Source organism: Azospirillum brasilense (assembly GCF_003349955.1).
Classification (GTDB): Bacteria; Pseudomonadota; Alphaproteobacteria; order Azospirillales; family Azospirillaceae; genus Azospirillum; species Azospirillum brasilense_B.
In genome coordinates, this window is the sequence record NZ_QLKQ01000013.1 from 57149 (window position 1) to 82741 (window position 25593).

A 25593-nucleotide genomic window follows, 5' to 3' on the forward strand; every position below is an offset into this window, starting at 1 on the left:
CATAGCGTGCCCTGCCCGCGTGGCCGGGTCGTCGCGTCGCCTTCCATGGGTCCCAAGCTATGCGGCGTGGCGTGGCTTGTGAAGATAATTTTCGTCACTATGTCGATCGTTGGGCGATTCCGGCGCCGATATGAAGAAAATCTTCTTCACTCGGTTGCGGGACTCCTCTATTTTCCGAAACAGAAAATTCAAGGTCCCGGCAAGAGACCCCGGCAAGAGACCAAGTGGGAGGAACCCCGACCCGCCGCCCGGCCCCGCTGCCGGTGCGTCGCGCCGCGCGTGCTGTCCCGCGCCGTCCCCTGCCGCCGCCCCTTCCGATCAGGTGAGCCCCGCCGCGAGGCGGGCCGAGGAGTGTGCATGAAGCGCGTGGTGGAAGCGCTGGAGATGGTCACCGAATGGATCATGGCGCTGATGCTCGCCGTGATGGTGGCGCTGGTCTTCGGCAACGTGGTCTTGCGGTACGGCTTCAACAGCGGCATCGTCGCCGCCGAGGAGCTTGCCCGCCTGATGTTCGTCTGGCTGGTCTTTTTGGGCGCGACGCTGGCGCTGCGCCGCCATCAGCATCTGGGGCTGGACATCCTCCAGGCCCGCCTGCCGGCCCGTGTCCGCCGGGCCTGCGCCGTCATCAGCCATCTGCTGATGGTCTACGCGCTGTGGCTGTTCATCCAGGGGAGCTGGTTCCAGCTTCTGATCGGGATGGAGACGCGCTCCACCGTGCTCAGCTTCCCAATGGCCTTCTACGCCGCCGCGGGCTTCTTCCCGGCGATCGCCATGGCGCTGACGATTCTTGCCAACCTCTGGAAAATCCTGTCGGGCGACGCGACGGCGCACATCCCCGGCAACGGCGACCCCCACGGCGTCACCGCCCCGCAGGGCGGCGCCATCGCCGAGCATTGATTCCGTCCGGCCTTCTGAAAGCGGAGCCCGTTCCATGGCCCTTGCGGTCTTCCTCTCCTCGCTGTTCGGCCTGATGCTGCTCGGCATGCCCATCGCCTTCGCCCTGATGCTGACGGGCGTGGCGCTGATGGTGCATCTCGACTTCTTCGACGCCCAGCTCGTCGCCCAGAACATGCTGAGCGGCGCCGACAACTACCCGCTGATGGCGGTGCCCTTCTTCATCCTGGCCGGCGAGCTGATGAACGCCGGCGGCATCTCGCAGCGGATCATCAACCTCGCGGTCAGCCTCGTCGGGCACATCCGCGGCGGGCTGGGCTACGTGACCATCGGCGCGTCGGTGATGCTGGCCAGCCTGTCCGGCTCGGCCATCGCCGACACGGCGGCGCTCGCCACGCTGCTGATCCCGATGATGCGCGACAACGGCTACCCGGTGCCGCGCTCCGCCGGCCTGATCGCGTCGGGCGGCATCATCGCCCCGATCATCCCGCCCAGCATGCCCTTCATCATCTTCGGCGTGACCACCAACACCTCGATCAGCGGCCTGTTCATGGCCGGCATCGTGCCCGGCCTGCTGATGGGCGCCGGTCTGGTCATCACCTGGATGTTCGTGGTGCGCGGCATGACTGTGAAGCTGCAGCCCAAGGCGAGCTGGGGCGAGCGCCGCACCGCGCTGGTCGAGGGCGTCTGGGCGCTGGCCCTGCCGGTCATCATCATCGGCGGCCTGCGCGGCGGCATCTTCACCCCGACCGAGGCCGCGGTGGTCGCCGCCGTCTACTCGCTGGTCGTGGCGCTGTTCGTCTACAGGCAGGTGACGCTGAAGGATCTGGTGCCGCTGCTGGTCCAGGCCGCGCGCACCACCAGCACGGTGATGTTCCTGTGCGCGGCGGCGCTGGTGTCGTCCTACATGGTGACCCTGGCCGACCTGCCGCAGCAGATGAACGAGATGCTGGCCCCGCTGCTGCACGAGCCGAAGCTGCTGATGGTCGCCATCACGCTGCTGCTGCTCGCCGTCGGCACGGTGATGGACCTGACGCCGACGATCCTGGTGCTCGGCCCCGTGCTGACCCCGCTGGCCGCGGCGGCGGGCATCGACCCGACCTATTTCGGCGTGATGTTCGTCCTGACCGGCACGCTGGGCCTGATCCATCCGCCGGTCTGCACGGTGTTGAACGTGGTGTGCGGCGTCGCCCGCATCTCGCTGGAAAGCGCCACGCGCGGCATCTGGCCGTTCCTGCTGACCTACCTGCTTCTGCTGAGCCTGCTGATCGCCGTCCCGGAGATCGTCACGGCCCCGCTGACCTTTTTCCGCCATTAATCACAACACGCTACAGGGAAGAACCGATCCATGAAGCTGCTCCGTTCCGTCCTTCTGGCGACCGGCCTCGCCGCCGCCATCCTCGCTCCCGTCGCCGCCTCCGCCCAGGACATCAAGCCGCGGCTGATCCGCTTCGGCTACGGCCTGTCGGAGAGCAGCAACCAGGGCCGCGCCGTGAAGTTCTTCGTCGAGGAGATGTCCAAACGCTCCGGCGGCAAGCTGAAGGTCAAGGGCTTCGCCGACGCCAGCCTGGGCAGCGACATCCAGATGCAGAACGCACTGATCGGCGGCGCGCAGGAGATGATGGTCGGCTCGACCGCCACGCTGGTCGGCATCGTCAAGGACTTCGCCGTCTTCGACCTGCCGTTCCTGTTCAACAACGAGCAGGAGGCCGACGCCGTGTTCGACGGCCCGTTCGGCCAGAAGCTGGCGGCCAAGCTGAACGACAAGGGCCTCGTCGGCCTCGTCTACTGGGAGAACGGCTTCCGCAACCTGACCAACAGCAAGCGCCCGGTCGAGAAGGTCGAGGACCTGAAGGGCATCAAGCTGCGCGTCATGCAGAACCCGGTCTACATCGACATGTTCAACGGCTTCGGCGCCAACGCCGTGCCGCTGTCCTTCTCCGAACTGTTCACCGCCATGGAGACGGGCACCGTGGACGGCCAGGAGAACCCGGTCACCACCATCCAGTCCTCGAAGTTCTACGAGGTCCAGAAGTACCTGACCATTTCCAAGCACGTCTACAGCCCGTGGATCGTCCTGGCCTCCAAGCGCTGGTACGACGGCCTGTCCAACGACGAGCGCAAGATCATCAACGAGGCCGCCGTCGCCTCGCGCGACTTCGAGCGCAAGGACAGCCGCGAGGCGTCGAAGCAGAGCATCGCCTACCTGAAGGACAAGGGCATGCAGATCAACGAGCTGAGCGACGCCGAGCTGGGCCGCATGCGTGAGATGGTCAAGCCGGCCATGGACAAGTTCGCCGCCGACGGCGGCGCCGACCTGCTGAACGAGCTGCAGGGCGAGATCAACAAGGTCCGCAAGTAAGCCACCAAATTCCCTCTCCCGCCTTGGGGCGGGAGAGGGTCTTTTTCACCGTCTACTTCACCCGCTCACCGGTGAACGGGTTCCAGCCCACGGCGGCCAGGACCGTCCAGGCCGTCACCGCCAGATGGGGGCGGCGGTAGTAGCGGAAATCGTCCGTGGTGCTGTCCGGCCCGATGGCGAGGCCGGTGGTGATGCTGTCCTCGCGCGTCGCCCAGACATGGCCGCCGCGGCTGACCTCCTTGCCGACCTCGGCCAGAAGCCGCTGCGCGTCGTCGGAGCGCCCCAGCAGGCGGTAGACCAGCGCGGCCTGGGCCGTGCCTTCCACCCACATGCCGTCGCGGTCGTCGTTGAAGTCGAAACCGCCGTCGACCCCGTGGGCCTTCTCCGCATAATCCAGCGCCGCCCGCCACGCCTCCGGCGCGCCGCGCAGCAGCAGCGGCCAGAGCTGGGCGTCCAGGCCGGAGGTGGCCCGGTTGACCGTCACCCCGTCCGGCGCCGTGCCGGTTGGGAAATGCCCGCCGCCGTCCGCCCACATGCGGTCGAGGAAACCGCGCGCCGCCTTCTCCGGCCCGGCCCAGTCGCCAGCCGTGCCGCTGCGCTCCAGCCAGCCGAACAGGGCGACGAGGTCGGTGTTGTGCTCCGTCGCCTTCCAGGTCAGGGGCTGCGGCTTGTCGTCGAAGCCCTGGACGCCGCCGTTGAAGCCGCCCGGCCCGCGCGGATCGGCGGTGTTCGCCACCACCCAGCGGGCCAGCTCCGCCGCACCGTTGCGGAAGCGCTCCTCGCCCGTCGCCTGGCCCAGCGTCATCAGGGCCAGCCCCGCCCAGGCGACGTTGCCGGTGGCGGAGCCCACCTGATAGGCGTCCTCGAACCAGCGGTTGGCGGTGACGTCCCACCAGCCGTTGGGCGGGATCGGCTTCTGGGTCTGGGCGCCGGCGCGGTAGGTGTTGCGCAGCCGCCCCTGGCGCCGCGCGCGGTCCAGCGTAGCGGCGGAGAGCAGCGATTCGCCGATGCGCAGCGCCGGCTCCGTCTTGCCGCAGGCGACCAGGGCGATGACGGCCAGCGCGTTGTCGTAGGTGAAGGCGGCCTCGCGCAGCGGCAGCTCCGACGTCTGGCCGACGCCGAAGCTGCTGTCGTAGCTGCGCAGGAACACCGGGCCGGAGCCGGGGATCTCCGCCACCCGCGACTCCAGCGTGCCGCAGGTCTTCCCGGCCAGCGCCGCCGCGCCATCCTCGGCCCGGGCGGAGGTGGACGCGACCCCGGAGGCCGCCAGGGTGCCGACACCGGCGGCGAGCAGCCACGCGGCCAGACGGCTCTTTCGCTTCATCGAAGATTCTCCCATTCCGGTCCCGGCGCCGCTCAGCCTTCGAAGGCGCGGACGGACTGGCGCTGCTCGCCCAGCCCCTCGACGCCCAGGCGCATGGTCTGGCCGGGCTGGAGCCAGGGATGGTTCGGCCCGCGGCCCAGCGCCACGCCCTGCGGCGTGCCGGTGGCGATGACGTCGCCCGGCAGCAGGGTCATGAAGCGGCTGATGTAGGACACGATCTCGGCGACGCCGAAGATCATGTCGGCGGTCGTGCTGTCCTGCATCGGCTGGCCGTCGACCTCCAGCCACAGGCGCAGCGCCTGCGGGTCGGGCACCTCGTCGCGGGTGACCATCCAGGGGCCGATCGGGCAGAAGCTGTCGGCGCTCTTGCCCTTGACCCACTGGCCGGTGCTTTCGGTCTGGAAGGCGCGCTCCGACACGTCGTTGAGGACGCAATAGCCGGCGATGTGGTCGAAGGCGTCGGCCTGTTCGACGTAGCGGGCGGTGCGGCCGATGACGATGCCGAGTTCGACCTCCCAGTCGAGCTTGGTGGCGCCCCGCGGCATCTGGACGGGGTCGTTCGGACCGCAGATGGAGGTGGTCGCCTTCATGAACAGCACCGGCTCCGCCGGTTCGGGCAGGCCGGATTCGGCGGCGTGGGCGCGGTAGTTCAGCCCGACGCAGACCACCTTGGACACGCCGGTGACGCACGGGCCGAGCCGGGTCCCGTCCGGCACCTGGGCCAGCCGGTCGGTGTCGAGCGTGCGCAGATGGGCCAGCCCATCCTCCGTCAGGGTGGACGGACCGATGTCCGACACTACGCCCGACAGGTCGCGGATCACGCCGTTGCGGTCCAGAAGGCCCGGACGCTCATGGCCCGGCGGGCCGAATCGCAGAAGTTTCATCAGGCTAAACCCTTCCCGTTCCCGAAGGTTGAGCCGCGCCTCTCCTCCGGTGAGTGCTGTCCGGTCCCGGCCGAAGCCGGAAAGGGGCTGTTCCGTCGCGGTCCGGTCTGGTGTACCCTTTTTTCAGCCCATGGGGAAACCAGACGGGAGGCGGATATGCCGGTGTGGCGCCGTTACCTCGTGAAGGAGCCGACCGGGCGGCTGGTCGAGCTGCCGAGCCGCCAGTACGACCGCGCCGACGACGGCACGGCGCCGATCCCCGACTACGCCGGCCGCTGCGTTGAACTGGTGTCGGCGGTGCTGGTCGGCAAGCAGGGCGCCGCGCCCACGGTGACCGAGGTCGCCTTCACCAAGCTGTATTTCGACCAGTCGGGCTTCGTCGACGCCGCCAAGCGGGAGCGGATGATCCGCCTGATGCTGGAAAGCTGCGCCGACCGGCGTTGCCGCAGGCCGGCCCGGCGGGCGGGGGGCGCGGACTGCAACGCCCTGGCGGAGCGCGCCGATGCCGCCCGCAGCGAGTTGATCCGGGACTTCGAATGGGCGCCGGCCCCGGCCGAGGTGACCGCCGCGCTGTTCGTGCTGGGACCGCCCGGCCGCGGCATGGCGTTGCATTGACGCACCCCCCTTTTTTCGCGGTCTCCCCCGAAAAGTCACATCCTCCGGCCTCTTCCCCCGTGTCAGGACGCCCCCATATGGCTGCTGGCACAGGAGGAGGAGTCCCGATGCATCGTCGTGCCGCCATCCCCCGTTCGTTGCTCACCCGGCCCACGCTTGCCCGCGTCCGGCAACTCGCGCTGATCGGCACCGGGTGGAGCCTGATCGGCCTGGGCGCCCTGATGTCGCCCTTGCCGGGGCCGTTCGGCTTCCCGGTGGCGCTTGCCGGCGGGGTGATCCTGCTGCGCAACTCCGCGGGTGCCCGCCGCCTGTTCGTGCGGCTGAAGCGCCGCCATCCCCGCCTGCTCAGCCCCGTCGAGCGCATCCGCGTCAAGCTGCGCCACCGCCGCCATGCCGCCAGGGCCAAGGCCACCGCCGCCGCCTGACCGCGAAACCTCCGCCATCGCTGCCGGGCCGGTCTGCGGACGGGGCGCTGGACAGCGCAGCCCGGCTGCGGCATTCCTGTCCGCCTCGGTGTTCAGGAGGCTCAAGGTGAAGTCCGGCAACGCAATCCTGTCGAGCTACGGCACGACGATCTTCGAGGTGATGTCCCGCCTGTCGGACGAGCACAAGGCGATCAATCTCGGCCAGGGCTTTCCCGACGAGCGCGGCCCCGCCGACGTGCTGGACGTGGCGGCCAAGGCCATCCTGGAGGGATGGAACCAGTACCCGCCGATGATGGGCACGCCGGAGTTGCGGCAGGCGGTGGCCGCGCACGGCAAGCGCTTCTACGGGCTGGACATCGACTGGAAGACCGAGGTGATGGTGACCTCCGGCGCCACCGAGGCGCTGACCGCCAGCCTGCTCGGCCTGATCAACCCGGGCGACGAGGTCGTGCTGTTCCAGCCCATGTACGACAGCTACCTGCCGATCGTCCGGCTGGCCGGCGGCGTGCCGCGCTTCGTCAGTCTGAAGGCCCCGGACTGGAGCTTCACGCGCGCCGACCTGGAGGCGGTGTTCTCGCCCAAGACCAAGCTCGTCCTCATCAACGACCCGCTGAATCCCGCCGCCAAGGTCTTCACCCGCGCGGAGCTGGAACTGCTGGCGGAGTTCGTCCAGCGCTTCGACGCCTTCGCCGTCTGCGACGAGGTGTACGAACACATCGTCTTCGACGGGCTTGCGCACATCCCGCTGATGACCCTGCCGGGCATGCGCGACCGCTGCCTGAAGATCGGCTCCGCCGGCAAGACCTTCTCGCTGACCGGCTGGAAGGTCGGCTACGTCACCGGCGCGCCGCACCTGCTCCAGCCCGTCGTCAAGGCGCACCAGTACATCACCTTCACCACGCCGCCCAACCTCCAGGCGGCGGTCGCCTATGGGCTGGGCAAGGACGACGCCTACTTCACCGGGCTGGCCACGGGGCTGCAGGCCAAGCGCGACCGGCTGGCCGACGGGCTGCGCGCCGTGGGGTTCGAGGTGCTGCCGTCCGCCGGCACCTATTTCGTGGTCGCCGACGTGTCGCCCTTCGGCTTCGACGGCAACGACGAGGATTTCTGCCGCCACCTGACCGCTGCGGCCGGGGTGACGGCCATTCCCGTGGGGGCCTTCTTCGTCCAGGACGCGCCGCGCAGCTTCATCCGCTTCTGCTTTTCCAAGAGGGACGAGATCCTCGACGGAGCGGTTGAGCGGCTGAGGTCCTATTTCTCGCAGAAATGATGTGAGGGGCGCTGCCGTCAACGCCCAATGGAGAGGCTTGCTGGGACATTCTGTGACGTGATACCCCTTGTGACGTAGGGTCGATACCGGGCCGGAACGGATCGTCGTCCGTGACCGCCCCGGTGGACCGCCTGTGGAAAGACCGGGATGCGCCTGCCGATCTCGTTCCGCTGGTGTGTGTTCGCCATCGCCGCCGTCGCGATCACGGTGGTCTGGGGAGCCCACGCGCAGGTGGTGCGCGAACTGCTCGACGGCCAGACGCGGGAGGCGGTGGCGAAGGCCGAGATCATGGTCCGGGCCTTCGCCAAGAGCACCCACCGCGCGGTGCACGAGGTGGACATCACGCTGCGCTCCCTGGCGCTGGAGTTCGGGGAGAACGGACTGCCCGGCGTCCGCAACTTCCTCGACCAGACGCTCTACGATCCGACGCTGATCCATCACTTCACCGTGCTCGACGCCGACGGGACCGTGCTGTTGCGCAGCGAAGGGCCGGGCGGGCGGGCGAACGAGCGGGACGAGACCGCCTTCGCCTTTCACCAGGGCACCGGCCGCGACCTGATGCACATCGGCACGCCCTTTCCCGGGACGACCGGAGGCGGGCCGCTCCTGCGCCTCAGCCGGCGGTTGACCGACGGGGACGGCGGCTTCGCCGGGCTCGTGATCGCCAACATCGACCCCGACATCCTGGGGGAGTTCTACCAGCAGGCCAATCTGGGGCCGCAGGGCGCGGTGACCCTGATCGGGATGGATCAGGTGATCCGCGCCCGAGGCTCGTCGCGGGGCGTCGAGGCGGTCGGGCTCGCCATCCCCCAGTCCCGCCTGTGGGAAGAGCTGGGCCGCTCGCTCGCCGGCGTCTATTGGCAGGAGTCGCAGACCGACGGCGTCCTGCGCGCCTTCGCCTACCGCGTGGTGGAGAACTATCCGCTGGTTGCCACCGTCGGCGTCGCTCAGGTGGACATCGAGGCGGCGGTGGCCGACCTGCGCAACACGCTGTTCCTGCTGGCGGCGATCCTGACCGCGTCCATCCTGTTGGTGACGCTGTTCCTTCTGGTGCAGCACCGCACGGCGGAGCGGCTGCGCGCCGCGCTGGCCCTGAACCGCAAATTCCTGGCCCGCGTCAGCCACGAGCTGCGCACGCCGCTGAACGCCATCCTCGGCTTCTCGGAGGTCATCCGCGACCAGATGCTCGGGCCGCAGGCCGGCGGACGCTACGCCGACTATGCCGGCGACATCCACGAATCGGGGCGGCACCTGCTGGGGCTGATCAACGACATCATGGATCTGTCGCGGCTCCAGGCCGGGACATTGCCGCTGCACCCCGAAGACCTCGACGTCGCCCCGATCGTGGAATGGGTGTTCCGCATGGTGGCGCCGCAGGCCGACGCCAAGCGCATCCGGCTCGACATGAACGTCGAGCCGGGACACCACAGCGTCTCGGCGGACGAGCGCGCCCTGAAGCAGATGCTCCTGAACCTGCTGGCCAACGCCATCACCTTCACGCCGGACGGCGGGCGAATCCTGGTCACGGTCGGCGGCGGATCGGGCAGCGGCGGACCGGGCGGCGGGTGCCGCGTCCGGGTGACGGACAACGGGATCGGCATGACGCCGGAACAGCTCCATCAGGCCGCGGAGCCCTTCGGTCAGGCCGAGGTGCATGTGACACTGCCGGGGCAGGGCAGCGGGCTGGGCCTGTCCATCGTCAAGTCCCTGATGGAGGCCCATGGCGGGCGCCTGCGCATCGACAGCCGGCCCGGCGAGGGCAGCCAGTTCACGCTGGAATTCGCCGGCTGATCCACACGCCGTCCGCAGCCGGATCCACCTTGCGGGATTTTCCGGGCTGGGCCGCAAAGCCGTGGCGAAACCAGGGGCGCTTCGGCATACTCCGCGCCGGTTTGCCGAAAACGGTGTTTTCGCAGGCTCGGAGTTTTCGCATAGGCCCGCGCGCGCCGCGCCGGGCGGCTGGTCCAGGGAAGATCGAATGTTGCGTGCAGTGGCGCGTGTCTGTGCCGTCCTCGTCGCGTCCTCAACCCCCGTCATCGCCGCCGACGCGCCGCCCGAGCCGGTGCCTTTCGGCGTCTCCTCCGCCGAGGTGGTGGCGGAGCGCGACGTGCCGCAGGCTTGCTTCACCTTCACCGACCGGCTGGAGAAGTCGCGCGCGGTGAACTACCGCGACTATGTGGAGGTGACGCCCGCCGGCAATGGGGCGGCCGGCGGCGGGGCGGCCTTCGACGGGACCGCCGTCGCCCGCGACCGCACGCTCTGCGTCGAGGGTCTGAAGCACGGGCAAAGCTACCGCATCACCCTGCGCGACGGGCTGCCGGGCAGCGACGGGAAGCGCCTGCCCAACCCCGACGCGCGCGACATCGAGGTGCCGAACCGCAAGCCGGCGCTGGCCTTCCGCGGGGCGGGCTACATCCTGCCGCGCATCGGCGCCGACGGGTTGCCGCTGCGCTCCATCAACCTCGACCGGGCGAAGCTCCAGGTGCTGCGGATCAACGACCGCAGCCTGGTGGAGAAGATCTATTTCGGCCGCATCGGCCAGCAGATGTCCGACCACGAGGTCGGCGAGATTCTCGACCGTTCCGGCCAGGAGGTGTGGCGCGGCGAGATGGCGATCAGCAACAGCCGCAACCAGGCGGTGGTGACGCCCTTTCCCATCGACGCCGTGCTGGGCCGGCTGGAGCCCGGCGTCTACATCGCCGTGGCCAGCACCGAGGACATCAAGCCCGGCGGCTGGGACCACAAGGCGACCCAGTGGTTCGTCGTCTCCGACCTCGGCCTGAACGCCATCACCGGCGAGGACGCGCTGGTCGTCTTCGCCCGCTCCGTCAAGGGGGCGACGCCGGAGGCCGGCGTGGAGCTGCGCCTGCTCGCCCGCAACAACGAGGAGCTGGGCAAGGCGCTGACCGGTGCGGACGGGCTGGCGCGCTTCGACCTCACCGCCCTGCGCGCCGCCGGCCGCGAGCCGGTGCAGGCGCTGTTCGCCTACCGCGGGGCGGGGGATTTCGGCTTCCTCGACCTCGTCACGCCGACGCTGGCCAACGCGCCGCCGCCGGGCGGGGCGCCGAACGCGGCGCCGGGCGGCGTTGCGGCGGCGGTTCCGGCGCGCCCGGTGCCCGGCCAGCCCGACGCCTTCCTCTACACCGAACGCGGCATCTACCGCCCCGGCGAGACGGTGCATCTGGCGGCGCTGCTGCGCGACGCCGACGCCAAGCCGGTCACCGGCCGTCCCGTCACGCTGAAGATCCAGCGCCCGGACGGTTTCGAGGTGGACCGCCGTCCGCTCGCCGAATCCGGCGGCGGCAGCTTCGCCGCCCGCGTCGAGATCCCGGCCAATGCCATGACCGGCACCTGGGCGGTCACCGCCCACGGCGAGCCCGAGGCGGGCAGCCAGCCGAACACGATGGGTCCGGTGCTGGGCCGGGCCGAGTTCCTGGTCGAGGACTTCGTGCCGCCGCGCCTCGAGGTCGCGCTGGCCGCCGAGGCGGCGGAGCTTCCGGCGGACGGCAAGACGACCCTGACCGTCGACGGGCATTTCCTCTACGGCGCCCCGGCGGCGGGCCTGCCGGGCGAACTGGCGGTGACGCTGCGCGCCGCGGCGAATCCCTACCCGAACCTGCCCGGCTACCGCTTCGGCCTCACGCAGGAGGAGGTGAAGCCGCTGCGCAGCGACCTGCCGGGCTTCACCACCAACCGCAACGGGCAGGCCAAGGCCGACCTCGCGCTGCCCAAGGCGCCGGAAAGCACCAAGCCGCTGGAGGCGGTGGTCCGCGCCACCCTGCTGGACATCGGGGGCCGCTCGGTCAGCCGCGATCTGGTCCTGCCGGTGCGCCACCAGCCCTTCGCCGTCGGCATCCGCCCGCGTTTCGAAGGCGACGGGGTGCCCGAGGGCGCCACCGCCGGATTCGACGTGGTGGCGGTCGGGCCGGACGGGCAGCCGATGGACAAGGAGGACCTGTCCTACGAGCTGTTCGAGGAGGAGTACGACTACGCTTGGTTCGAGGCGAACGGGCGCTGGGACTACAAGGTCACGGTGCGCGACCAGCGGGTGACCGGCGGCACGCTCGCTGTCCAGGCCGCCAAGCCGGGGGCGGTGGAGGCCCCGGTGGGCGCCGGCCGCTATCGGCTGGAGGTGTTCGATCCCAAGACCGGCGTGGCGAGCAGCCTGCGCTTCGCCGCCGGCTGGTGGATGACCCCGACCGCGGGCGAGCGTCCCGATCAGGTGGACGTGACCGTCATGCTGCCCGCCTACAAGGGCGGCGACACCGCCTGGGTCTACGTCAAGCCGCCCTACGACAGCGAGGTGCTGATCACCGTCGCCGACCGCAAGATCCGCCACGCCTCGACCCGCCGGATCGGGCCGGAGGGGGCCTTCCTGGAAATCCCCGTCGATCCGACCTGGACCGGCGGCGTTTATGTGCTGGCGACCGCCTTCGGCGCGCCGGACGCCGCGGGCGGCCCGTCGAAGGGCATGGCGCGCCGCGCCGTCGGCCTGTCCTGGCTGGCGGTGGACGGGGACGAACGGGCGCTGGACGTGCGCGTCGCCGCCCCGGCGCAGACCGAGCCCCGCCGCGCCGTCACCGCCGAGGTGGTGGTGGAGGGCGCGCCGGAGGGCCAGCCGGCCTATGTGACGGTCGCCGCGGTGGACGACGCCGTGCTCCAGCTCACCGACCAGCATTCGCCGAACCCGATCGACCATTATCTGGGCAAGCGCCGCCTGGGCGTGGAGCTGCGCGATTCCTTCGGGCGGCTGATCGATCCGGCGGTCCTGGACGCCACCCGGACCCGCCCCGGCGCGGCGCCGCGGCTGCGTCAGGTCGGCGTCACCGTTCCGCAGAAGTCGGAGCGCGTCGTCTCGCTGTTCTCCGGCGTGCTGACCGTGGGGCCGGAGGGCAAGGTGGCGGTGCCGCTGGACATCCCCGATTTCCAAGGGCGGCTGCGCCTGATGGCGGTGGCCTGGAGCGGGGACAAGCTGGGCCGCTCCGAATCCTCCATGCTGGTCGCCGATCCGGTGCTGGCCGATCTCGGCCTGCCGCGCTTCCTGGCGCCGGGGGACCGGGCGGTGGTCCCGGTGACGCTCGACAACGTCGCCGGCCCGGCGGGCGCCTACAGCATCTCTCTGATCGCCAGCGGCGCCGTGTCGCTGAGCGAGGGCAGCATCGCCGTGCCGGAGCTGGGCCGGGGCAAGCGGGCCACCGCCGGGCGGGTCCTGACCGCCAACGGCGTCGGCACGGGCCACCTCGCGCTGGACGTGACCGGGCCGGACGGCCTGCGCATCACGCGCCAGTGGGAAATCCCGGTGCGCCCGGCGTCGCCGCTGGTCACCCGCCGCACCGCCGCCATGCTGGCCCCGGAGCGCAGCGTCGAGCTGCCCGCCGACCTGCTGAACGGCCTGCGCCCGGAGACCGCGACGGCGGCCCTGTCGCTCGGCAACCTGCCGGACCTCGACGTGCCCGGCCTGCTGACCGCGCTGGAGCGCGGCGGCCCCGGCGGGCTGGAGATGACCGCCAGCCGCGCGCTGCCCCTGCTGTCGCTGGGCGACGTGGCGGTGGCGCTGGGCGTCGCCTCGGACGAGCGGGTCAAGGCGCGGGTGCAGCGGTCGGTCGACCGCGTGCTGACCTTCCAACGGATGGACGGCGCCTTCGCCGCCTGGTCGCCGAAGGGCGAGGCCGATTCCTGGCTGACCGCCTACGCGCTGGACTTCCTGGGCCGCGCCAAGGCCGCCGGCTACCGCGTGCCGGAGGGTCCCTACCGCAAGGGGCTGGACGGGCTGCGCGGCGCGCTCGACAACGCCTGGGTGGAGGCCGACGAGCAGCCGGCCCGCGCCTACGCGCTCTATGTGCTGGCCCGCGCCAAGATGATCGACGCCGGTGCGGTCCGCTACTTCCAGGAGACCTTCTGGGACAAGCTGCAGACCGACTTCGCCCGCGCCCAGGTCGCCACGGCCATCGCCGCGCTGGGCGACAAGGACCGCGCCGCGGAAGCCTTCGGGCGGCTGTCCGGCGCCCGCGTCGTGTCGGCCAGCCTGCGCGACTACGGATCGTCCCTGCGCGACGAGGCCGGGGTGGTGGCGCTGATGGGCGAGAGCGGCGTGGTCGAGCGCGACCGCCTGACCCAGGCGACCGAGCGCCTGTCCAAGACCTACGCCGCCGTCCGCACCACCGGCGCGCAGGAGCAGGCGTGGCTTCTCCAGGCCGCCAAGGCCCTGATCGACCGGGCGCCGGCGATGAAGATCGCCCAGAAGGACCAGCAAGGGGCCGATCAGGTCGCCGAAGGCGTCAAGCCGCTGTTCCAGCGCATCGACCCGGCGGCCCCGCCGGCCATCCGCAACGCCGGGGGCGAGCCGCTGCGCCAGATCCTCTCGGTGTCCGGAATCGCCGAGGCGGCGCCGGGGGCGGAGGAGCAGGGCATGACCGTGACCCGCGGCCTGTTCGACATGACCGGCCGCCCCGCCGATCCGGGCGCCGTCCGCCCGAACGACCGGCTGGTGGTGATCCTGGAGGGCAGCGCCTCCGATCCGGTGGACCGGCAGGTTCTGGTGTCCGATCCGCTGCCCGCCGGCTTCGAGATCGAGGCCGCCCGTTTCGCCGGGGGCGGGGCGCCGCTGGGCGACCTGTCCTGGCTGGGCGAACTGACCGCGCCGCGCGCCGTCGATTACCGCGACGATCGCTTCGTTGCCGCGCTCGACATGACCAAGCAGGCGCCGCGCTTCCGGCTGGTCTATCTGGTGCGCGCGGTGACGCCCGGCGACTACGCCCAGCCCGGCGCGACGGTGGAGGACCTCTACCGCCCGCACCAGTCGGCCCGCACCGCCGCGTCACGCCTGCGCGTTCTGCCGGAGTAAGCGGACCGAACGGAAAAAGCCCCGTCGCCCGCCGCGCGCGGGCGGTGGGGCTTTTGCTTTTACCGGACCGGTTTTTCTGGCCCCGCTGGTCTCAGACGATCTTTTTGTGCTCGTCGTCGCGCTGGCGGGTGACCAGCATCAGGACGGCCACCACGACCGCGAAGAAGGCGGTCAGCGCCACGTAGAACAGCAACGCGACCCCGACCGTCAAGGTGCCGATCAGCACCATGGCGAGTATCCAGACGCCCAGCGATACGATGGCGCGCGACGACATCGGCTGTCCCAACCCTGTTTGCCGTGACTCCGGTTTGTCCTGCCCTGTGACCGGCCGTTGCGTCCGGCCTTCATGGCCCGGGTTCGCCGGCGGCTTTTTGTTGAATGCCCCGAGCCTGCCATAGCTGGGTAGGCGCACCGCCCGTGGCATGCTGTCACAGCGCGCCCGCGCCGCACCCCCGCCTTGGACATCGGAAAGAGAGCGGGCTGCCCGCTTGACAGCAAATGGCAAGCACCTTACCTTTACGTAAACGTCAACCCGTGACAAAACAGGGCAATGACGATCAAGGGAAGGGTGGGAGGATGTCGCAACCCGCAAGGTTGATGGGGCTGGGCGCGCGCCCCGCTATCGGGCTGGACGCCGGACTCGACCCCGGCGCGGACGGCGCCGGACGCTCCTTCGCCATCGGGGAGCTGGCCGACGAGTTCGGGCTGACCCACCGCACCATCCGCCATTACGAGGACGAAGGGCTGTTGGCGCCGCAGCGCGACGGCACCGCCCGCGTTTACGGCCACCGCGACCGCGCGCGCCTCGCGCTGATCTGCCGGGGCAAGCGGCTGGGCTTCAGCCTCGCCGAGATCAAGGAATTCCTCACCCTCTACGACGCGGACGAGATCCAGAAGGAGCAGATGCGCTTCATGCAGCGCATCGCCCGCCGCCGCATCGCCGACCTGGAACGGCAGCTTCAGGACGTCCAGCAGACGCTGGGCGAGCTGCGCATCATCGACACCCAGATCTCCGACCATTTCCGCAAGAACGGAATCACGGAGACGCACACCCCGGAGGACACGCAACCATGACCTCGGCGCCTTTGACCACGCCCGCCAATCCGGTCGTCATCGCCGGCTACACCCGTTCCCCCTTCGCCTTCGCCAACAAGGGCGAACTGGCGAAGGTCCGCCCCGACGACCTGCTGGCCCATGTCGTCGCGGCGCTGGTCGAGCGCACGGGCGTCAACCCCCAGGACATCGAGGATGTGGTCGTCGGCTGCGCCTTCCCCGAGGGCGAGCAGGGCATGAACATCGCCCGCACCGTGTCCTTCCTGGCGAAGCTGCCGCTGACCGCCGGGGCCACCACGATCAACCGCTATTGCGGCTCCTCCATGCAGGCGATCCATCAGGCGGCCGGCGCCATCCAGATGGGGGCGGGCGAGGTCTTCCTGTGCGGCGGCATCGAGTCGATGAGCCGCGTCCCGATGATGGGCTACAACCCGCTGCCCCACCCGGGCCTGAAGGACCACTATCCGGAGGCCTACTGCTCGATGGGCGTCACGGCGGAGAACGTCGCCCGCCGCTACGGGATTTCCCGCGCCGACCAGGAGGCGATGGCCGCCGAGTCCCACGCCAAGGCCGCCGCGGCCCAGCAGGCCGGGCGCCTCGCCGAGGAGATCGTCGCCATCCAGACCGCCGCCGGGCTCGTGGAGCGCGACGGCTGCATCCGCCCCGGCACCAGCGGCGAGACGCTGAGCGGCCTGAAGCCCGCCTTCCTGGCCGACGGCTCGGTCACCGCCGGCACCTCCTCCCCGCTGACGGACGGCGCCTCGGCGGTGCTGGTGACGACGGAGGCCTACGCCAAGGCCAACGGCCTGCCGATCCTCGCCCGCATCCGCTCGGTCGCGGTGGCCGGCTGCGCGCCGGAGGTGATGGGCCTCGGCCCGGTCCCGGCGGCGCAGAAGGCTCTGGCGCGCGCCGGCCTGTCCATCCGCGACATCGACGTGATCGAGCTGAACGAGGCCTTCGCCGCCCAGGCCATCGCCTGCATGCGCGACCTCGACATCGACCCGGCCAAGGTGAATCTGGACGGCGGCGCCATCGCGCTCGGCCACCCGCTCGGCGCCACCGGCGCCCGCATCACCGGCAAGGCCGCGGCCCTGCTGAAGCGCGAGGGCAAGCAATTCGCGCTCGCCACCCAGTGCATCGGCGGCGGGCAGGGCATCGCCACGGTTCTGGAAGCGGTCTGACGGCGGCGGCACAGGGAGGCACCAACCATGCAGATCAAACGCGCCGCCGTGATCGGCTCCGGCGTGATGGGCAGCGGCATCGCCGCCCATTTCGCCAACGCCGGCATCCCCGTCGTCCTGCTCGACATCCCCGCCAAGGAGGGTGACGACCGCAGCGCCATCGCCAAGGGGGCCGTCCAGAGGCTTCTGAAGACCGACCCCGCGCCCTTCATGCACCCGAAGAACGCCAAGCTGGTGACTCCGGGCAATCTGGAGGACGACCTCGCCCTGCTGGCCGATGTGGATTGGATCGTCGAGGCCATCGTCGAGAATCCGGCGGTCAAGGCCGACCTCTACCGCCGCATCGACCCGGTGCGCAAGGACGGCTCCGTGGTGTCGTCCAACACCTCGACCATCCCTCTGGGCGTGCTGGTCGAAGGGCAGTCGGACGCCTTCAAGCGCGACTTCCTGATCACCCACTTCTTCAACCCGCCGCGCTACATGCGGCTGCTGGAGATCGTCGGCGGCGAGGCCACCCGGCCCGATGCGCTGGCCGCCGTCGCCGACGTCTGCGACCGCGCGCTGGGCAAGGGCGTGGTGCGCTGCAAGGACACGCCGGGCTTCATCGCCAACCGCATCGGCGTCTACTGGATCCAGACGGCGATCAACGCCGCCGTCGATCTCGGCCTGACGGTGGAGGCGGCCGACGCCATCGTCGGCCGCCCGATGGGCATCCCGAAGACCGGCGTGTTCGGTCTGGTCGACCTCGTCGGCCTCGACCTGATGCCGCACATCGCGAAGAGCCTGCTGGCGACCCTGCCGGGGAACGACCCCTACCGCGCCGCCTTCCGCGAGCACCCGGTCATCACCAAAATGATCGCGGAGGGCTACACGGGCCGCAAGGGCAAGGGCGGCTTCTACCGCCTGAACCGCGACGGCGGCGTCAAGGTCAAGGAGGCCATCGACCTGTCCACCGGCGTCTACCGCCGCTCGGACAAGCCGAAGCTGGAGAGCGTGTCGGCCGCCGGGCGCGACCTGCGGGCGCTGGCCGACTTCCCCGACAGGACCGGGCAATACGCCCGCCGGGTGCTGGCCCACACGCTGGCTTATGCCGCGTCGCTGGTGCCGGAGATCGCCGACAGCATCGTCGCGGTCGATGAGGGCATGCGGCTCGGCTACAACTGGAAGCAGGGCCCGTTCGAGCTGATCGACCGGCTGGGCACCGCCTGGTTCGCCGAGCTGTGCCGCAGCGAGGGCATCCCCGTCCCGCCGCTGGTCGAGCAGGCCGCCGGGCGGCCCTTCTACCGGGTGGAGGACGGCAGGCTCCAGCATCTGACCACCGCCGGCCTCTACGACACCGTGGTGCGTCCCGACGGCGTTCTGCTGCTGTCCGACATCAAGCGGGCGTCGAAGCCGGTGTGGAAGAACGGCTCGGCCAGTCTGTGGGACATCGGCGACGGCGTGCTGTGCGTCGAGTTCACCAGCAAGATGAACGCGCTGGACGGCGACGTCATGGCCGCCTACGGCAAGGCGATGACGCTGATCGGCGACGGACCAAACAACAATAAGGGGGGCGACTGGAAGGCGCTGGTCATCCACAACGAGGCCGACAACTTCTCGGTCGGCGCCAACCTCGGCCTCGCCCTGTTCGCCCTGAACGTCGGGCTGTGGCCGCAGATCGAGGAGCTGGTGGAGGGCGGGCAGCGCGCCTACCGCGCCCTGAAACACGCCCCCTTCCCGGTGGTGTCGGCGCCCAGCGGCATGGCGCTCGGCGGCGGCTGCGAGATCCTGCTGCACTCCGACCATGTGCAGGCCCACGCCGAGACCTACATGGGGCTGGTCGAGGTCGGCGTCGGGCTGATCCCCGGCTGGGGCGGCTGCACGGAAATGCTGGCCCGCCACGCCGCCAACCCGCGGACCCCGAAGGGGCCGATGCCGCCGATCGCCGGAGCCTTCGAGACCATCAGCCTCGCCAAGGTCGCCAAGTCGGCGGCGGAGGCCAAGGACCTGCTGTATCTGCGTGCGAGCGACGGCATCACCATGAACCGCGACCGCCTGCTCGCCGACGCCAAGGCCAAGGCGCTGGAGCTGGCCGCGAACTACACCCCGCCCGAGAAAGTCACCTACACGCTCCCCGGTCCCAACGGGCGGGCCGCGCTGGAGCTGTTCCTCGAAGGCTTCGCGCTGCAGGGCAAGGCGACGCCGCACGACATGGTCGTCTGCGGCAAGCTGGCCGGCATCCTGACCGGCGGGCCGAAGGCCGACGTCACCCAGCCGGTGACCGAGGAGCAGATGCTGGCGCTGGAGCGCCGGGCCTTCATGGAGCTGGTGCGCACCGAGGGCACCATCGACCGGGTGGAGCACATGCTGACCACCGGCAAGCCGCTGCGGAACTGATGGGGGAGGACTGAGCAATGCCGATCTACAAGGCTCCGCTGGAGGATGTCCGCTTCGTCCTCGACGAGATCGTCGGGGCGGGGAAGCTGGCCGAACTGCCGGGTTACGAGGACGCCACCCCCGACCTGATCGCCCAGGTCCTGGAGGAGGGCGCCAAGCTGTGCGAGGAGGTGCTGTTCCCGCTGAACCAATCGGGTGATGGCGAGGGCTGCAGCTTCGAGAACGGCGTGGTGCGCACGCCCAAGGGCTTCAAGGAGGCGTACGGCACGTACATCGAGGCGGGCTGGCAGGGTCTGTCCTGCGACCCGGCCTATGGCGGGCAGGGGCTGCCCAAGCTGGTCAACACCATGCTGGAGGAGTTCATCTGCTCCGCCAACCTCAGCTTCGGCATGTATCCCGGCCTGTCGCTGGGCGCCTACAACGCGCTGTCGACCTATGGGTCGGAGGCGTTGAAGCAGCGCTTCCTCGGCCGGCTGGTCGACGGCACCTGGGCGGGCACCATGTGCCTGACCGAGCCGCATTGCGGCACCGACCTGGGGCTGATCCGCACCAAGGCCGTCCCGCAGGAGGACGGCAGCCATAAAATCACCGGCACGAAGATCTTCATCTCCGCCGGCGAGCATGACCTGACCGAGAACATCCTGCATCTGGTGCTGGCGCGCCTGCCCGACGCGCCGGCCGGGACGCGCGGCATCAGCCTGTTCCTGGTGCCGAAGTTCCTGCCCAACGAGGATGGCGGCGTCGGGCCGCGCAACGGCGTCGCCTGCGGCTCCATCGAGCACAAGATGGGCATCAAGGCCTCGGCGACCTGCGTCATGAACTTCGAGGACGCCACCGGCTGGCTGGTCGGCGAGCCGCACAAGGGCATGCGGGCGATGTTCGTGATGATGAACGCGGCCCGCCTCGCCGTCGGCATCCAAGGGCTGGGGGTGGCCGAGGTCAGCTATCAGAACGCGGTGGCCTACGCCAAAGAGCGGCTCCAGGGCCGCTCGCTGAAGGGCACGGCGCACCCGGACAAGCCCGCCGACCCGATCATCGTGCATCCCGACGTGCGGCGGAACCTGCTGACCGCCCGCGCCTACACCGAGGGGGCGCGCGCGCTCGGCGCCTTGGTCGGCTACAAGCTGGACGTGGCGGAGAAGCACGCGGACGACAAGACGCGCCAGGAGGCGGACGAGTTCGTCCAGCTCATGACGCCGATCGTCAAGGCGCTGTTCACCGACATCGGCTTCGAGTCGGCCAACATCGCGGTGCAGGTGCATGGCGGGCACGGCTTCATCTGGGAAACCGGTGTCGAGCAGTATGTCCGCGACGCCCGCATCTGCCAGATCTATGAGGGCACCAACGGCATCCAGGCGCTGGACCTCGTGGGGCGCAAGCTGCCGCAGGACATGGGCCGGCTGCTGCGCCGCTTCTTCCACCCCGTCGGCGCCGAGATCGAGGCCGACATGGAGACGGAGGAGCTGGCCGAGTTCGTCCTGCCGCTTGCCAAGGCCTTCGCCAAGCTTCAGCAGGCGACCGCCATCATCGCGCAGAAGGGACTCAAGGACCCCGAAGAGGCGGGGGCCGCGGCGACCGACTATCTGCGGCTGTTCGGTCTGGTGGCGCTCGGCTGGATGTGGCTGAGGATGGTCAAGGCGGCCCGGTCCAAATTGGCGGCGGGGGAGGGCAACACGGCCTTCCTTGAGGCCAAGATCAGGACGGCCCGTTTCTACACGGCGAAACTGCTGCCGCAGACCAACGCGCTGTTCATCACCATCATGGCCGGGTCCAAACCCCTGATGGAGATGGACGAGGCCGCCTTCTGAGGATCAGCCTTACGGGGTCTATGCCTTTGGGCCGGGATCGGTGTATCCTTCACCGGTTCCGGCCTTTCGTGTCGAAAGATGCGAAAGATAGAAAGTACGAAAATGACGGTTCTTTGTGATGAGCGAGCCTAAGGCTTGATACATTCGTGCTCACTTTCGTCATGTGTGAACGATGCGCGAAATGGATATTGCTGTAGCGCAGCAATGCCATTGCTCGGAGCCTTCCATGAGACAAAAGTTAAATTCGGGTTGTCCAGCCCCACCGAATCGTGGTACATCTGATGTGACATTACCCTGCATAAGGACTTTCTATACCTTTTGGAATTGGGTCATATGATGCTTGAAAATGACCTGCATTTTTTCCGAAACTGAAGGTCGGAACACTGGCCTTGTGTCAGGGCTGTACGTTCGGACCATTGAAAGCACTGAGTACGGGGGCACCACCAGATGAAAATCCTGATCGGAGACGACCATGTGCTTTTCCGGGAGGGATTGCGCAGGCTGCTGGAGCAGCTGAAGGAGGGTGCCAGCTTTGAGGAAGCCAGCAACTTTGATGAGCTTCTGGAAAAGGCTGGCAAGGGTGAGACCTACGATCTCGTCCTGACCGATCTGCGCATGCCCGGTTGGCCCGGCTTCTCCGGCATCCAAGACCTGCGGGGAAAGCAGCCCGACTCCAAGGTCGTGGTCGTCTCTGCGTCCGAAGCGCATCACGACGTCCGCGACGCGCTGGAGCACGGCGCCGCAGGCTACATTCCGAAATCTTCCAGCGTGAAGATCATGCTCAGCGCGCTGGATCTCATCTTCTCCGGCGGCGTCTATGTGCCGCCGACCGTGCTGCGTGAATCCGGGGAGGCCGAGGTGCGCGTCGGCGCCATCCCGCCCAGCGACCCGCAGCTCGACCATCTGCTGACCCAGCGTCAGCGCGAGGTTCTGGACCGCCTGCGCGAAGGCAAGTCCAACAAGCAGATCGCCCATGAGCTGGGCCTGTCGGAAGGCACGGTGAAGATTCACATGACGGCGATCTTCAAGTCGCTGGGTGTGCGCAACCGCACCCAGGCCGCCATGGCCTTCCCGCAGTCGCACTCCGCCTGATCGTCAAATCTGGCCGTCCGGCTGCCCTGCCTTTGAAAACGCCCGCGGGACCGTCCGCGGGCGTTTTCGTTTACAGGACGGGCTCAGCCCATCCCGGCGACGTAACCGCGCAGGGACTCGACCTCCAGTTCCGCGTCGTCCAGCCGCGCCTTCACGATGTCGCCGATGCTGACCAGCCCGACAAGGTCACCGTCTTCCAGGATCGGCAGGTGGCGGATGCGGCGCTGCGTCATCACGCCCATGATCTGGGACACCGTGTCGGCCGGGCTTCCGGTGACGAGGTCGCGGGTCATCAACTCGCCGACGGGCCGTTCCAGGGCGGCGGCGCCGTCCGCGGCCACGGCGCGGACGATGTCGCGTTCCGACAGGATTCCGGCGGGGCGGCCGTCGTCCCTCATCACCAGGACGGCGCCGATTTTGTGATGGGCGAGCTTGCGGGCGACCGCGTCGATCCGGTCGTCCGGATTGGCGGTGATGATCTCCGTGCCCTTCCTCTTCAAGACGGCGGCAATGTGCATGGTTGTGCTTCCTCCCGCGCGGATTCACGAAAGGGAATGCTCACCCACGGACGCTTCTCTAGGAAGTCGCAAAAAGGAACAGGCCGGATACCCCTTTCGGAGTAGCCGGCCTGAATTCCGTGACCTCGCAGGGCCTCCCTTGCGGGAAGGCCCCAGAGCAACCGATTAGAAGCGGTAGCCGACGCCGATGCCGACCAGCCACGGATCGAGGGTGACCTTGGACGTAACCGGCAGCGCGCCGTTCACGGTGGCGCTGACGTCGGTCTTGAGGAAGATCTTCTTGACGTCGAGGTTCAGCGACCAGTTGCCGGTCAGGGCGACGTCGACACCGGCCTGCAGAGCCCAGCCGAAGGCGTTGTCGTACTTGACGTCCGTGACGCGCAGGCCGGCGCCATTGGCCTTGTTGGCGGCATCTTCACGGTAGAACAGCGTCCAGTTGATGCCGGCGCCGACATAGGGGCTGACACGCTCCTTCGTGAAGAAGTGGTACTGCGCGGTCAGGGTCGGCGGCAGGAGCGAAACCTTGCCGATGTCGATGCTGTCGCCCAGGCCGTTCAGCGAGCCCTTGACGTTGTGGCGGCTGGTGCCGGCGATGAGCTCCAGAGCGATGTTGTCGGTCACGAAGTAGGAGAAATCGAGCTCCGGAATGTAGTCGTTGCCGACCCGGGCCTCGCCGATCTTGGTGTTGCCGTTCAGCAGCAGGTTGCCATCCTCCTGCGGGATCACGGCCAGGGCGCGCGCGCGCACCAGGATGTCACCGGCGGACTTGCCCTTGAAATCCTGGGCCAGCGACGGGGAGGAAACGGCGGCGAGAGCCGTGGTCGCCAGCAGGGCGGCGGCGGCGCGCTTCAGGAAAGTCATGGGATTCGCTCCAGGGCAGAATTAGCTGATGTCGTTTTTTTGGCTTGATGCCTGGAGATGTATTACCAGAGTTTTTGTGGGGTTGCTATGCCGCCTCAACCAAAACGTCATAGTGAGGCGGCTTTGCAACAGCGACGAGTTGTCGCATGGACTGGAACTCTTAACGCGCTGGGGCCATGGAGGGTTGTGGGGACTGTGAGGGGACTTGCGCCAGGCAGTTTTGTACAATCGCGTAGCACTGGCCGAGTCGGCTGCCGCCGCTGGACGACCCGCCATAGACGACGCGTTCCACCACGCCGTTGTGCAGGGTGAAGGTCGCCTCGCAATCGACGCTGGTCACGTCGGAGCCGTAGCCGCCCCAGCCGCCGTAGGGATAGCCCCAGTAGCCGCCGTAACCGCCCCAGGACGGGTAGGAGATCAATCGGTTGCTGCGGTAGGTGAAGAACTCGCGGTCCCCGGCGGCGGCCTGCCGTTCCGGAACACCGGCGCAGGACAGCAGCGTCTGCTTCGGCATGCCGACCAGCGCGTTCTGCGCCACCATCGCCTGATCGGCGGCCGGGTTGGCGCAGCCCGCCAGCAGGCCGCCGACCAGAAGACCGGCGGTCAGAAGAACCGCATCGAAACCGTTTTTCGTCATCGTTCCGCGCATCGCCGTATCTCCCGTCAGGGGCGCCGCAGCCGGGCGGGCGCCAGATCCTCCGCACGCACACCGAGCGCCGCGACCTCCGGCGGCAGGCCCCGTCCGGTCGCCAGCGCCGCGGCGGTGCGGCCCATGGCCGGCGCCGTCTGAATGCCATAGCCGCCCTGGCCGGCCAGCCAGAAGAAGCCGTCCGCGGACTCGTCGTAGCCCACCACCATCACCTTGTCGGCGACGAAACTGCGCAGGCCCGCCCATTTGTGCGTGATGCGTCGAACGGAGAAGCGGACCGCCTGTTCCATGCGGTCGATGGCGACGGCGATGTCCATCTCCTCCGGTTGCACGTCGCAGGGCTCCACCGGCGTCTCGTCGGCGGGGGAAAGCAGCAGCCGGCCCGATTCCGGCTTCATGTAGAACTGTTCGTCCACATCGATGGTCATCGGCCAGCCGGCGAGCCCAGCCGCGTCCGCCGAATCCGTGAACACCGGATCGAAGGTGATGGCGGTGCGCCGCTTCGGCACCAGCCCGACGGAGCGTACCCCGGCCATTCCCGCCAGACCGTCGGCCCAGGCGCCCGCGGCGTTGACCAGCACCGGGGCGGCGAAGATGCCCGCCGGGGTGGTGGCGACCCACAGCCCGTCGCGCCGCTCCAGCGCCGTCACCCCGGCGTCGGTCACCAGCCGCCCGCCGCGCGCCTTCAGCCCGCGCAGGTAGCCGCCGTGGATGGCGTGGACGTCCATGTCCATCGCCTCCGGCTCCCACACCGCGCCGTCCACGTAGTCGGGGTTCAGGAAGGGCGCGCGGGCGAGGGTCTGGGCGCGGTCGAGGCGCTCGACGGTCGGGGTCAGCCGGCGGCCTTCGGTGAAGTCGCGGTCCAGAGCGGCGGTCTGGTCGCTCCGCCCGATCAGCAGGACGCCGCGCGGCGTGAGAAGCGGGTGCTCCGAAAAGCCCTGCGGCGGGTTGGTGTAGAAATCCCAGCTCGCCACGGTCAGCGCGCGGACCACCGGATGCCCGTAGGTCTGGGTGTAGAGCGCCGCCGAGCGGCCGGTGGAGTGGTAGCCGGGCTGGCTCTCGCGCTCCAGCACGATGACGCCGCCGTGCGCCGCCAGCTCATAGGCCGCCGAGGCGCCGGCCATGCCGCCGCCGACGATCAGGAAATCCACCCGTTCCACGTCCACTTCTCCCTTGCCGGTGCCCCTTGCCGGTGCCTGTACCGGCCCCAGGGTGATCGCATTTAAAATTCCCTCTCCCCTCTGGGGAGAGGGTTAGGGTGAGAGGGTTGCGCTTGTGCCGAACGCACCGCCACGCGCAACCCCCTCACCGGCCCTGCGGGCCACCCTCTCCCCGGAGGGGAGAGGGCTATAAAGGTCAAATGCGATTGCCTTGGTGCCGGCCCGATGGGCCGACCCGCATCTTAGGCGTTGGGAAAAGCCGAATGAAGCCGTGAAA

The 25593-nt window shown here is 69.3% G+C and carries 20 protein-coding genes; 13 read left to right on the forward strand and 7 right to left on the reverse strand.

The features are described from left to right. The first annotated feature begins 357 nt into the window (after window positions 1-357). From DXK32_RS08335 to DXK32_RS08345, 3 genes are read left to right on the forward strand one after another with little or no spacing between them, the layout of a single operon-like run. Window positions 358-897: a TRAP transporter small permease gene (locus DXK32_RS08335; protein WP_114858077.1), complete on the forward strand. Its 540-nt coding sequence runs from the start codon at window positions 358-360 to the stop codon at window positions 895-897. 34 nt (window positions 898-931) lie between these two features. Beyond that, complete coding sequence (locus tag DXK32_RS08340) at window positions 932-2212, forward strand: TRAP transporter large permease (RefSeq protein ID WP_114858078.1); 1281 nt, start codon at window positions 932-934, stop codon at window positions 2210-2212. Window positions 2213-2242: 30 nt separating this feature from the next. Then, entirely contained in the window at window positions 2243-3256 is a 1014-nt protein-coding gene (locus DXK32_RS08345; RefSeq protein ID WP_035676433.1) for a TRAP transporter substrate-binding protein, read from the forward strand. A gap of 52 nt (window positions 3257-3308) precedes the next feature. Here DXK32_RS08345 and DXK32_RS08350 read toward each other — a convergent pair whose 3' ends face one another. Next, window positions 3309-4580: a hypothetical protein gene (locus DXK32_RS08350; protein WP_114858079.1), complete on the reverse strand. Its 1272-nt coding sequence runs from the start codon at window positions 4578-4580 to the stop codon at window positions 3309-3311. A gap of 32 nt (window positions 4581-4612) precedes the next feature. Next, the gene (locus DXK32_RS08355) at window positions 4613-5464 is read right to left on the reverse strand and encodes a fumarylacetoacetate hydrolase family protein (protein ID WP_014197386.1); all 852 of its coding nucleotides are present in this window, start codon (window positions 5462-5464) and stop codon (window positions 4613-4615) included. A 156-nt stretch (window positions 5465-5620) separates the two neighbouring features. Between DXK32_RS08355 and DXK32_RS08360 the strand changes: the two genes are divergently transcribed. The 5 genes from DXK32_RS08360 to DXK32_RS08380 all read left to right on the forward strand — a co-directional run bounded on the left by DXK32_RS08360 (window position 5621) and on the right by DXK32_RS08380 (window position 14618). Beyond that, complete coding sequence (locus tag DXK32_RS08360) at window positions 5621-6079, forward strand: hypothetical protein (protein ID WP_114858080.1); 459 nt, start codon at window positions 5621-5623, stop codon at window positions 6077-6079. Window positions 6080-6186: 107 nt separating this feature from the next. Continuing rightward, window positions 6187-6504 (forward strand): hypothetical protein, encoded by a 318-nt coding sequence (locus DXK32_RS08365; RefSeq protein ID WP_114858081.1) that lies wholly within the window; start codon window positions 6187-6189, stop codon window positions 6502-6504. A 106-nt stretch (window positions 6505-6610) separates the two neighbouring features. Next, window positions 6611-7774, forward strand: coding sequence for an aminotransferase (locus DXK32_RS08370; RefSeq protein WP_114858082.1), 1164 nt, complete (start codon window positions 6611-6613; stop codon window positions 7772-7774). Window positions 7775-7921: 147 nt separating this feature from the next. After that, a complete protein-coding gene (locus DXK32_RS08375) occupies window positions 7922-9565 on the forward strand; it encodes a sensor histidine kinase (RefSeq protein ID WP_114858083.1) in 1644 nt (547 codons plus the stop codon). 187 nt (window positions 9566-9752) lie between these two features. Continuing rightward, entirely contained in the window at window positions 9753-14618 is a 4866-nt protein-coding gene (locus DXK32_RS08380) for an alpha-2-macroglobulin family protein (protein ID WP_114858084.1), read from the forward strand. Window positions 14619-14709: 91 nt separating this feature from the next. Here the strand turns inward: DXK32_RS08380 and DXK32_RS08385 are convergent, their stop codons facing one another. Then, on the reverse strand, window positions 14710-14892 hold the full coding sequence (locus DXK32_RS08385) for a hypothetical protein (RefSeq protein WP_114858085.1): 183 nt from the start codon (window positions 14890-14892) through the stop codon (window positions 14710-14712). 302 nt (window positions 14893-15194) lie between these two features. Between DXK32_RS08385 and DXK32_RS08390 the strand changes: the two genes are divergently transcribed. The 5 genes from DXK32_RS08390 (at window position 15195) to DXK32_RS08410 (ending at window position 22128) form a co-directional block, all read left to right on the forward strand. Then, window positions 15195-15692, forward strand: coding sequence for a MerR family transcriptional regulator (locus DXK32_RS08390; protein WP_114858086.1), 498 nt, complete (start codon window positions 15195-15197; stop codon window positions 15690-15692). Continuing rightward, entirely contained in the window at window positions 15689-16852 is a 1164-nt protein-coding gene (locus DXK32_RS08395) for a thiolase family protein (protein WP_114858087.1), read from the forward strand. The genes DXK32_RS08390 and DXK32_RS08395 overlap by 4 nt, the downstream gene beginning before the upstream one ends. A gap of 27 nt (window positions 16853-16879) precedes the next feature. Beyond that, window positions 16880-19228 carry a 3-hydroxyacyl-CoA dehydrogenase/enoyl-CoA hydratase family protein gene (locus DXK32_RS08400; RefSeq protein ID WP_114858088.1) on the forward strand — a complete coding sequence of 783 codons (2349 nt, stop codon included), beginning with the start codon at window positions 16880-16882 and terminating at the stop codon, window positions 19226-19228. 17 nt (window positions 19229-19245) lie between these two features. Then, entirely contained in the window at window positions 19246-21036 is a 1791-nt protein-coding gene (locus DXK32_RS08405; RefSeq protein ID WP_114858089.1) for an acyl-CoA dehydrogenase C-terminal domain-containing protein, read from the forward strand. A 447-nt stretch (window positions 21037-21483) separates the two neighbouring features. Further along, window positions 21484-22128 (forward strand): response regulator, encoded by a 645-nt coding sequence (locus tag DXK32_RS08410; RefSeq protein ID WP_014198344.1) that lies wholly within the window; start codon window positions 21484-21486, stop codon window positions 22126-22128. An 83-nt stretch (window positions 22129-22211) separates the two neighbouring features. Here DXK32_RS08410 and DXK32_RS08415 read toward each other — a convergent pair whose 3' ends face one another. The 4 genes from DXK32_RS08415 to DXK32_RS08430 form a co-directional block, all read right to left on the reverse strand. Further along, the gene (locus tag DXK32_RS08415; protein WP_114858090.1) at window positions 22212-22646 is read right to left on the reverse strand and encodes a CBS domain-containing protein; all 435 of its coding nucleotides are present in this window, start codon (window positions 22644-22646) and stop codon (window positions 22212-22214) included. Window positions 22647-22811: 165 nt separating this feature from the next. Beyond that, window positions 22812-23507, reverse strand: a complete 696-nt coding sequence (locus tag DXK32_RS08420; protein WP_114858091.1) for an OmpW/AlkL family protein — start codon at window positions 23505-23507, stop codon at window positions 22812-22814. 160 nt (window positions 23508-23667) lie between these two features. Continuing rightward, entirely contained in the window at window positions 23668-24144 is a 477-nt protein-coding gene (locus DXK32_RS08425; protein ID WP_247877042.1) for a hypothetical protein, read from the reverse strand. A gap of 26 nt (window positions 24145-24170) precedes the next feature. Continuing rightward, window positions 24171-25316, reverse strand: coding sequence for an NAD(P)/FAD-dependent oxidoreductase (locus DXK32_RS08430; protein WP_114858109.1), 1146 nt, complete (start codon window positions 25314-25316; stop codon window positions 24171-24173). Window positions 25317-25593 lie beyond the last annotated feature (277 nt).

What these genes read in the sequence shown, in the direction of transcription:
- DXK32_RS08355 (WP_014197386.1), bottom strand. Translation starts at nt 5,464, where the DNA reads ATGAAACTTCTGCGATTCGGCCCGCCGGGCCATGAGCGTCCGGGCCTT.
- DXK32_RS08380 (WP_114858084.1), top strand. Translation starts at nt 9,753, where the DNA reads ATGTTGCGTGCAGTGGCGCGTGTCTGTGCCGTCCTCGTCGCGTCCTCA.
- DXK32_RS08410 (WP_014198344.1), top strand. Translation starts at nt 21,484, where the DNA reads ATGAAAATCCTGATCGGAGACGACCATGTGCTTTTCCGGGAGGGATTG.
- DXK32_RS08375 (WP_114858083.1), top strand. Translation starts at nt 7,922, where the DNA reads ATGCGCCTGCCGATCTCGTTCCGCTGGTGTGTGTTCGCCATCGCCGCC.
- DXK32_RS08390 (WP_114858086.1), top strand. Translation starts at nt 15,195, where the DNA reads ATGTCGCAACCCGCAAGGTTGATGGGGCTGGGCGCGCGCCCCGCTATC.
- DXK32_RS08425 (WP_247877042.1), bottom strand. Translation starts at nt 24,144, where the DNA reads ATGACGAAAAACGGTTTCGATGCGGTTCTTCTGACCGCCGGTCTTCTG.
- DXK32_RS08395 (WP_114858087.1), top strand. Translation starts at nt 15,689, where the DNA reads ATGACCTCGGCGCCTTTGACCACGCCCGCCAATCCGGTCGTCATCGCC.
- DXK32_RS08420 (WP_114858091.1), bottom strand. Translation starts at nt 23,507, where the DNA reads ATGACTTTCCTGAAGCGCGCCGCCGCCGCCCTGCTGGCGACCACGGCT.
- DXK32_RS08365 (WP_114858081.1), top strand. Translation starts at nt 6,187, where the DNA reads ATGCATCGTCGTGCCGCCATCCCCCGTTCGTTGCTCACCCGGCCCACG.
- DXK32_RS08345 (WP_035676433.1), top strand. Translation starts at nt 2,243, where the DNA reads ATGAAGCTGCTCCGTTCCGTCCTTCTGGCGACCGGCCTCGCCGCCGCC.
- DXK32_RS08340 (WP_114858078.1), top strand. Translation starts at nt 932, where the DNA reads ATGGCCCTTGCGGTCTTCCTCTCCTCGCTGTTCGGCCTGATGCTGCTC.
- DXK32_RS08350 (WP_114858079.1), bottom strand. Translation starts at nt 4,580, where the DNA reads ATGAAGCGAAAGAGCCGTCTGGCCGCGTGGCTGCTCGCCGCCGGTGTC.
- DXK32_RS08415 (WP_114858090.1), bottom strand. Translation starts at nt 22,646, where the DNA reads ATGCACATTGCCGCCGTCTTGAAGAGGAAGGGCACGGAGATCATCACC.
- DXK32_RS08405 (WP_114858089.1), top strand. Translation starts at nt 19,246, where the DNA reads ATGCCGATCTACAAGGCTCCGCTGGAGGATGTCCGCTTCGTCCTCGAC.
- DXK32_RS08400 (WP_114858088.1), top strand. Translation starts at nt 16,880, where the DNA reads ATGCAGATCAAACGCGCCGCCGTGATCGGCTCCGGCGTGATGGGCAGC.
- DXK32_RS08335 (WP_114858077.1), top strand. Translation starts at nt 358, where the DNA reads ATGAAGCGCGTGGTGGAAGCGCTGGAGATGGTCACCGAATGGATCATG.
- DXK32_RS08360 (WP_114858080.1), top strand. Translation starts at nt 5,621, where the DNA reads ATGCCGGTGTGGCGCCGTTACCTCGTGAAGGAGCCGACCGGGCGGCTG.
- DXK32_RS08385 (WP_114858085.1), bottom strand. Translation starts at nt 14,892, where the DNA reads ATGTCGTCGCGCGCCATCGTATCGCTGGGCGTCTGGATACTCGCCATG.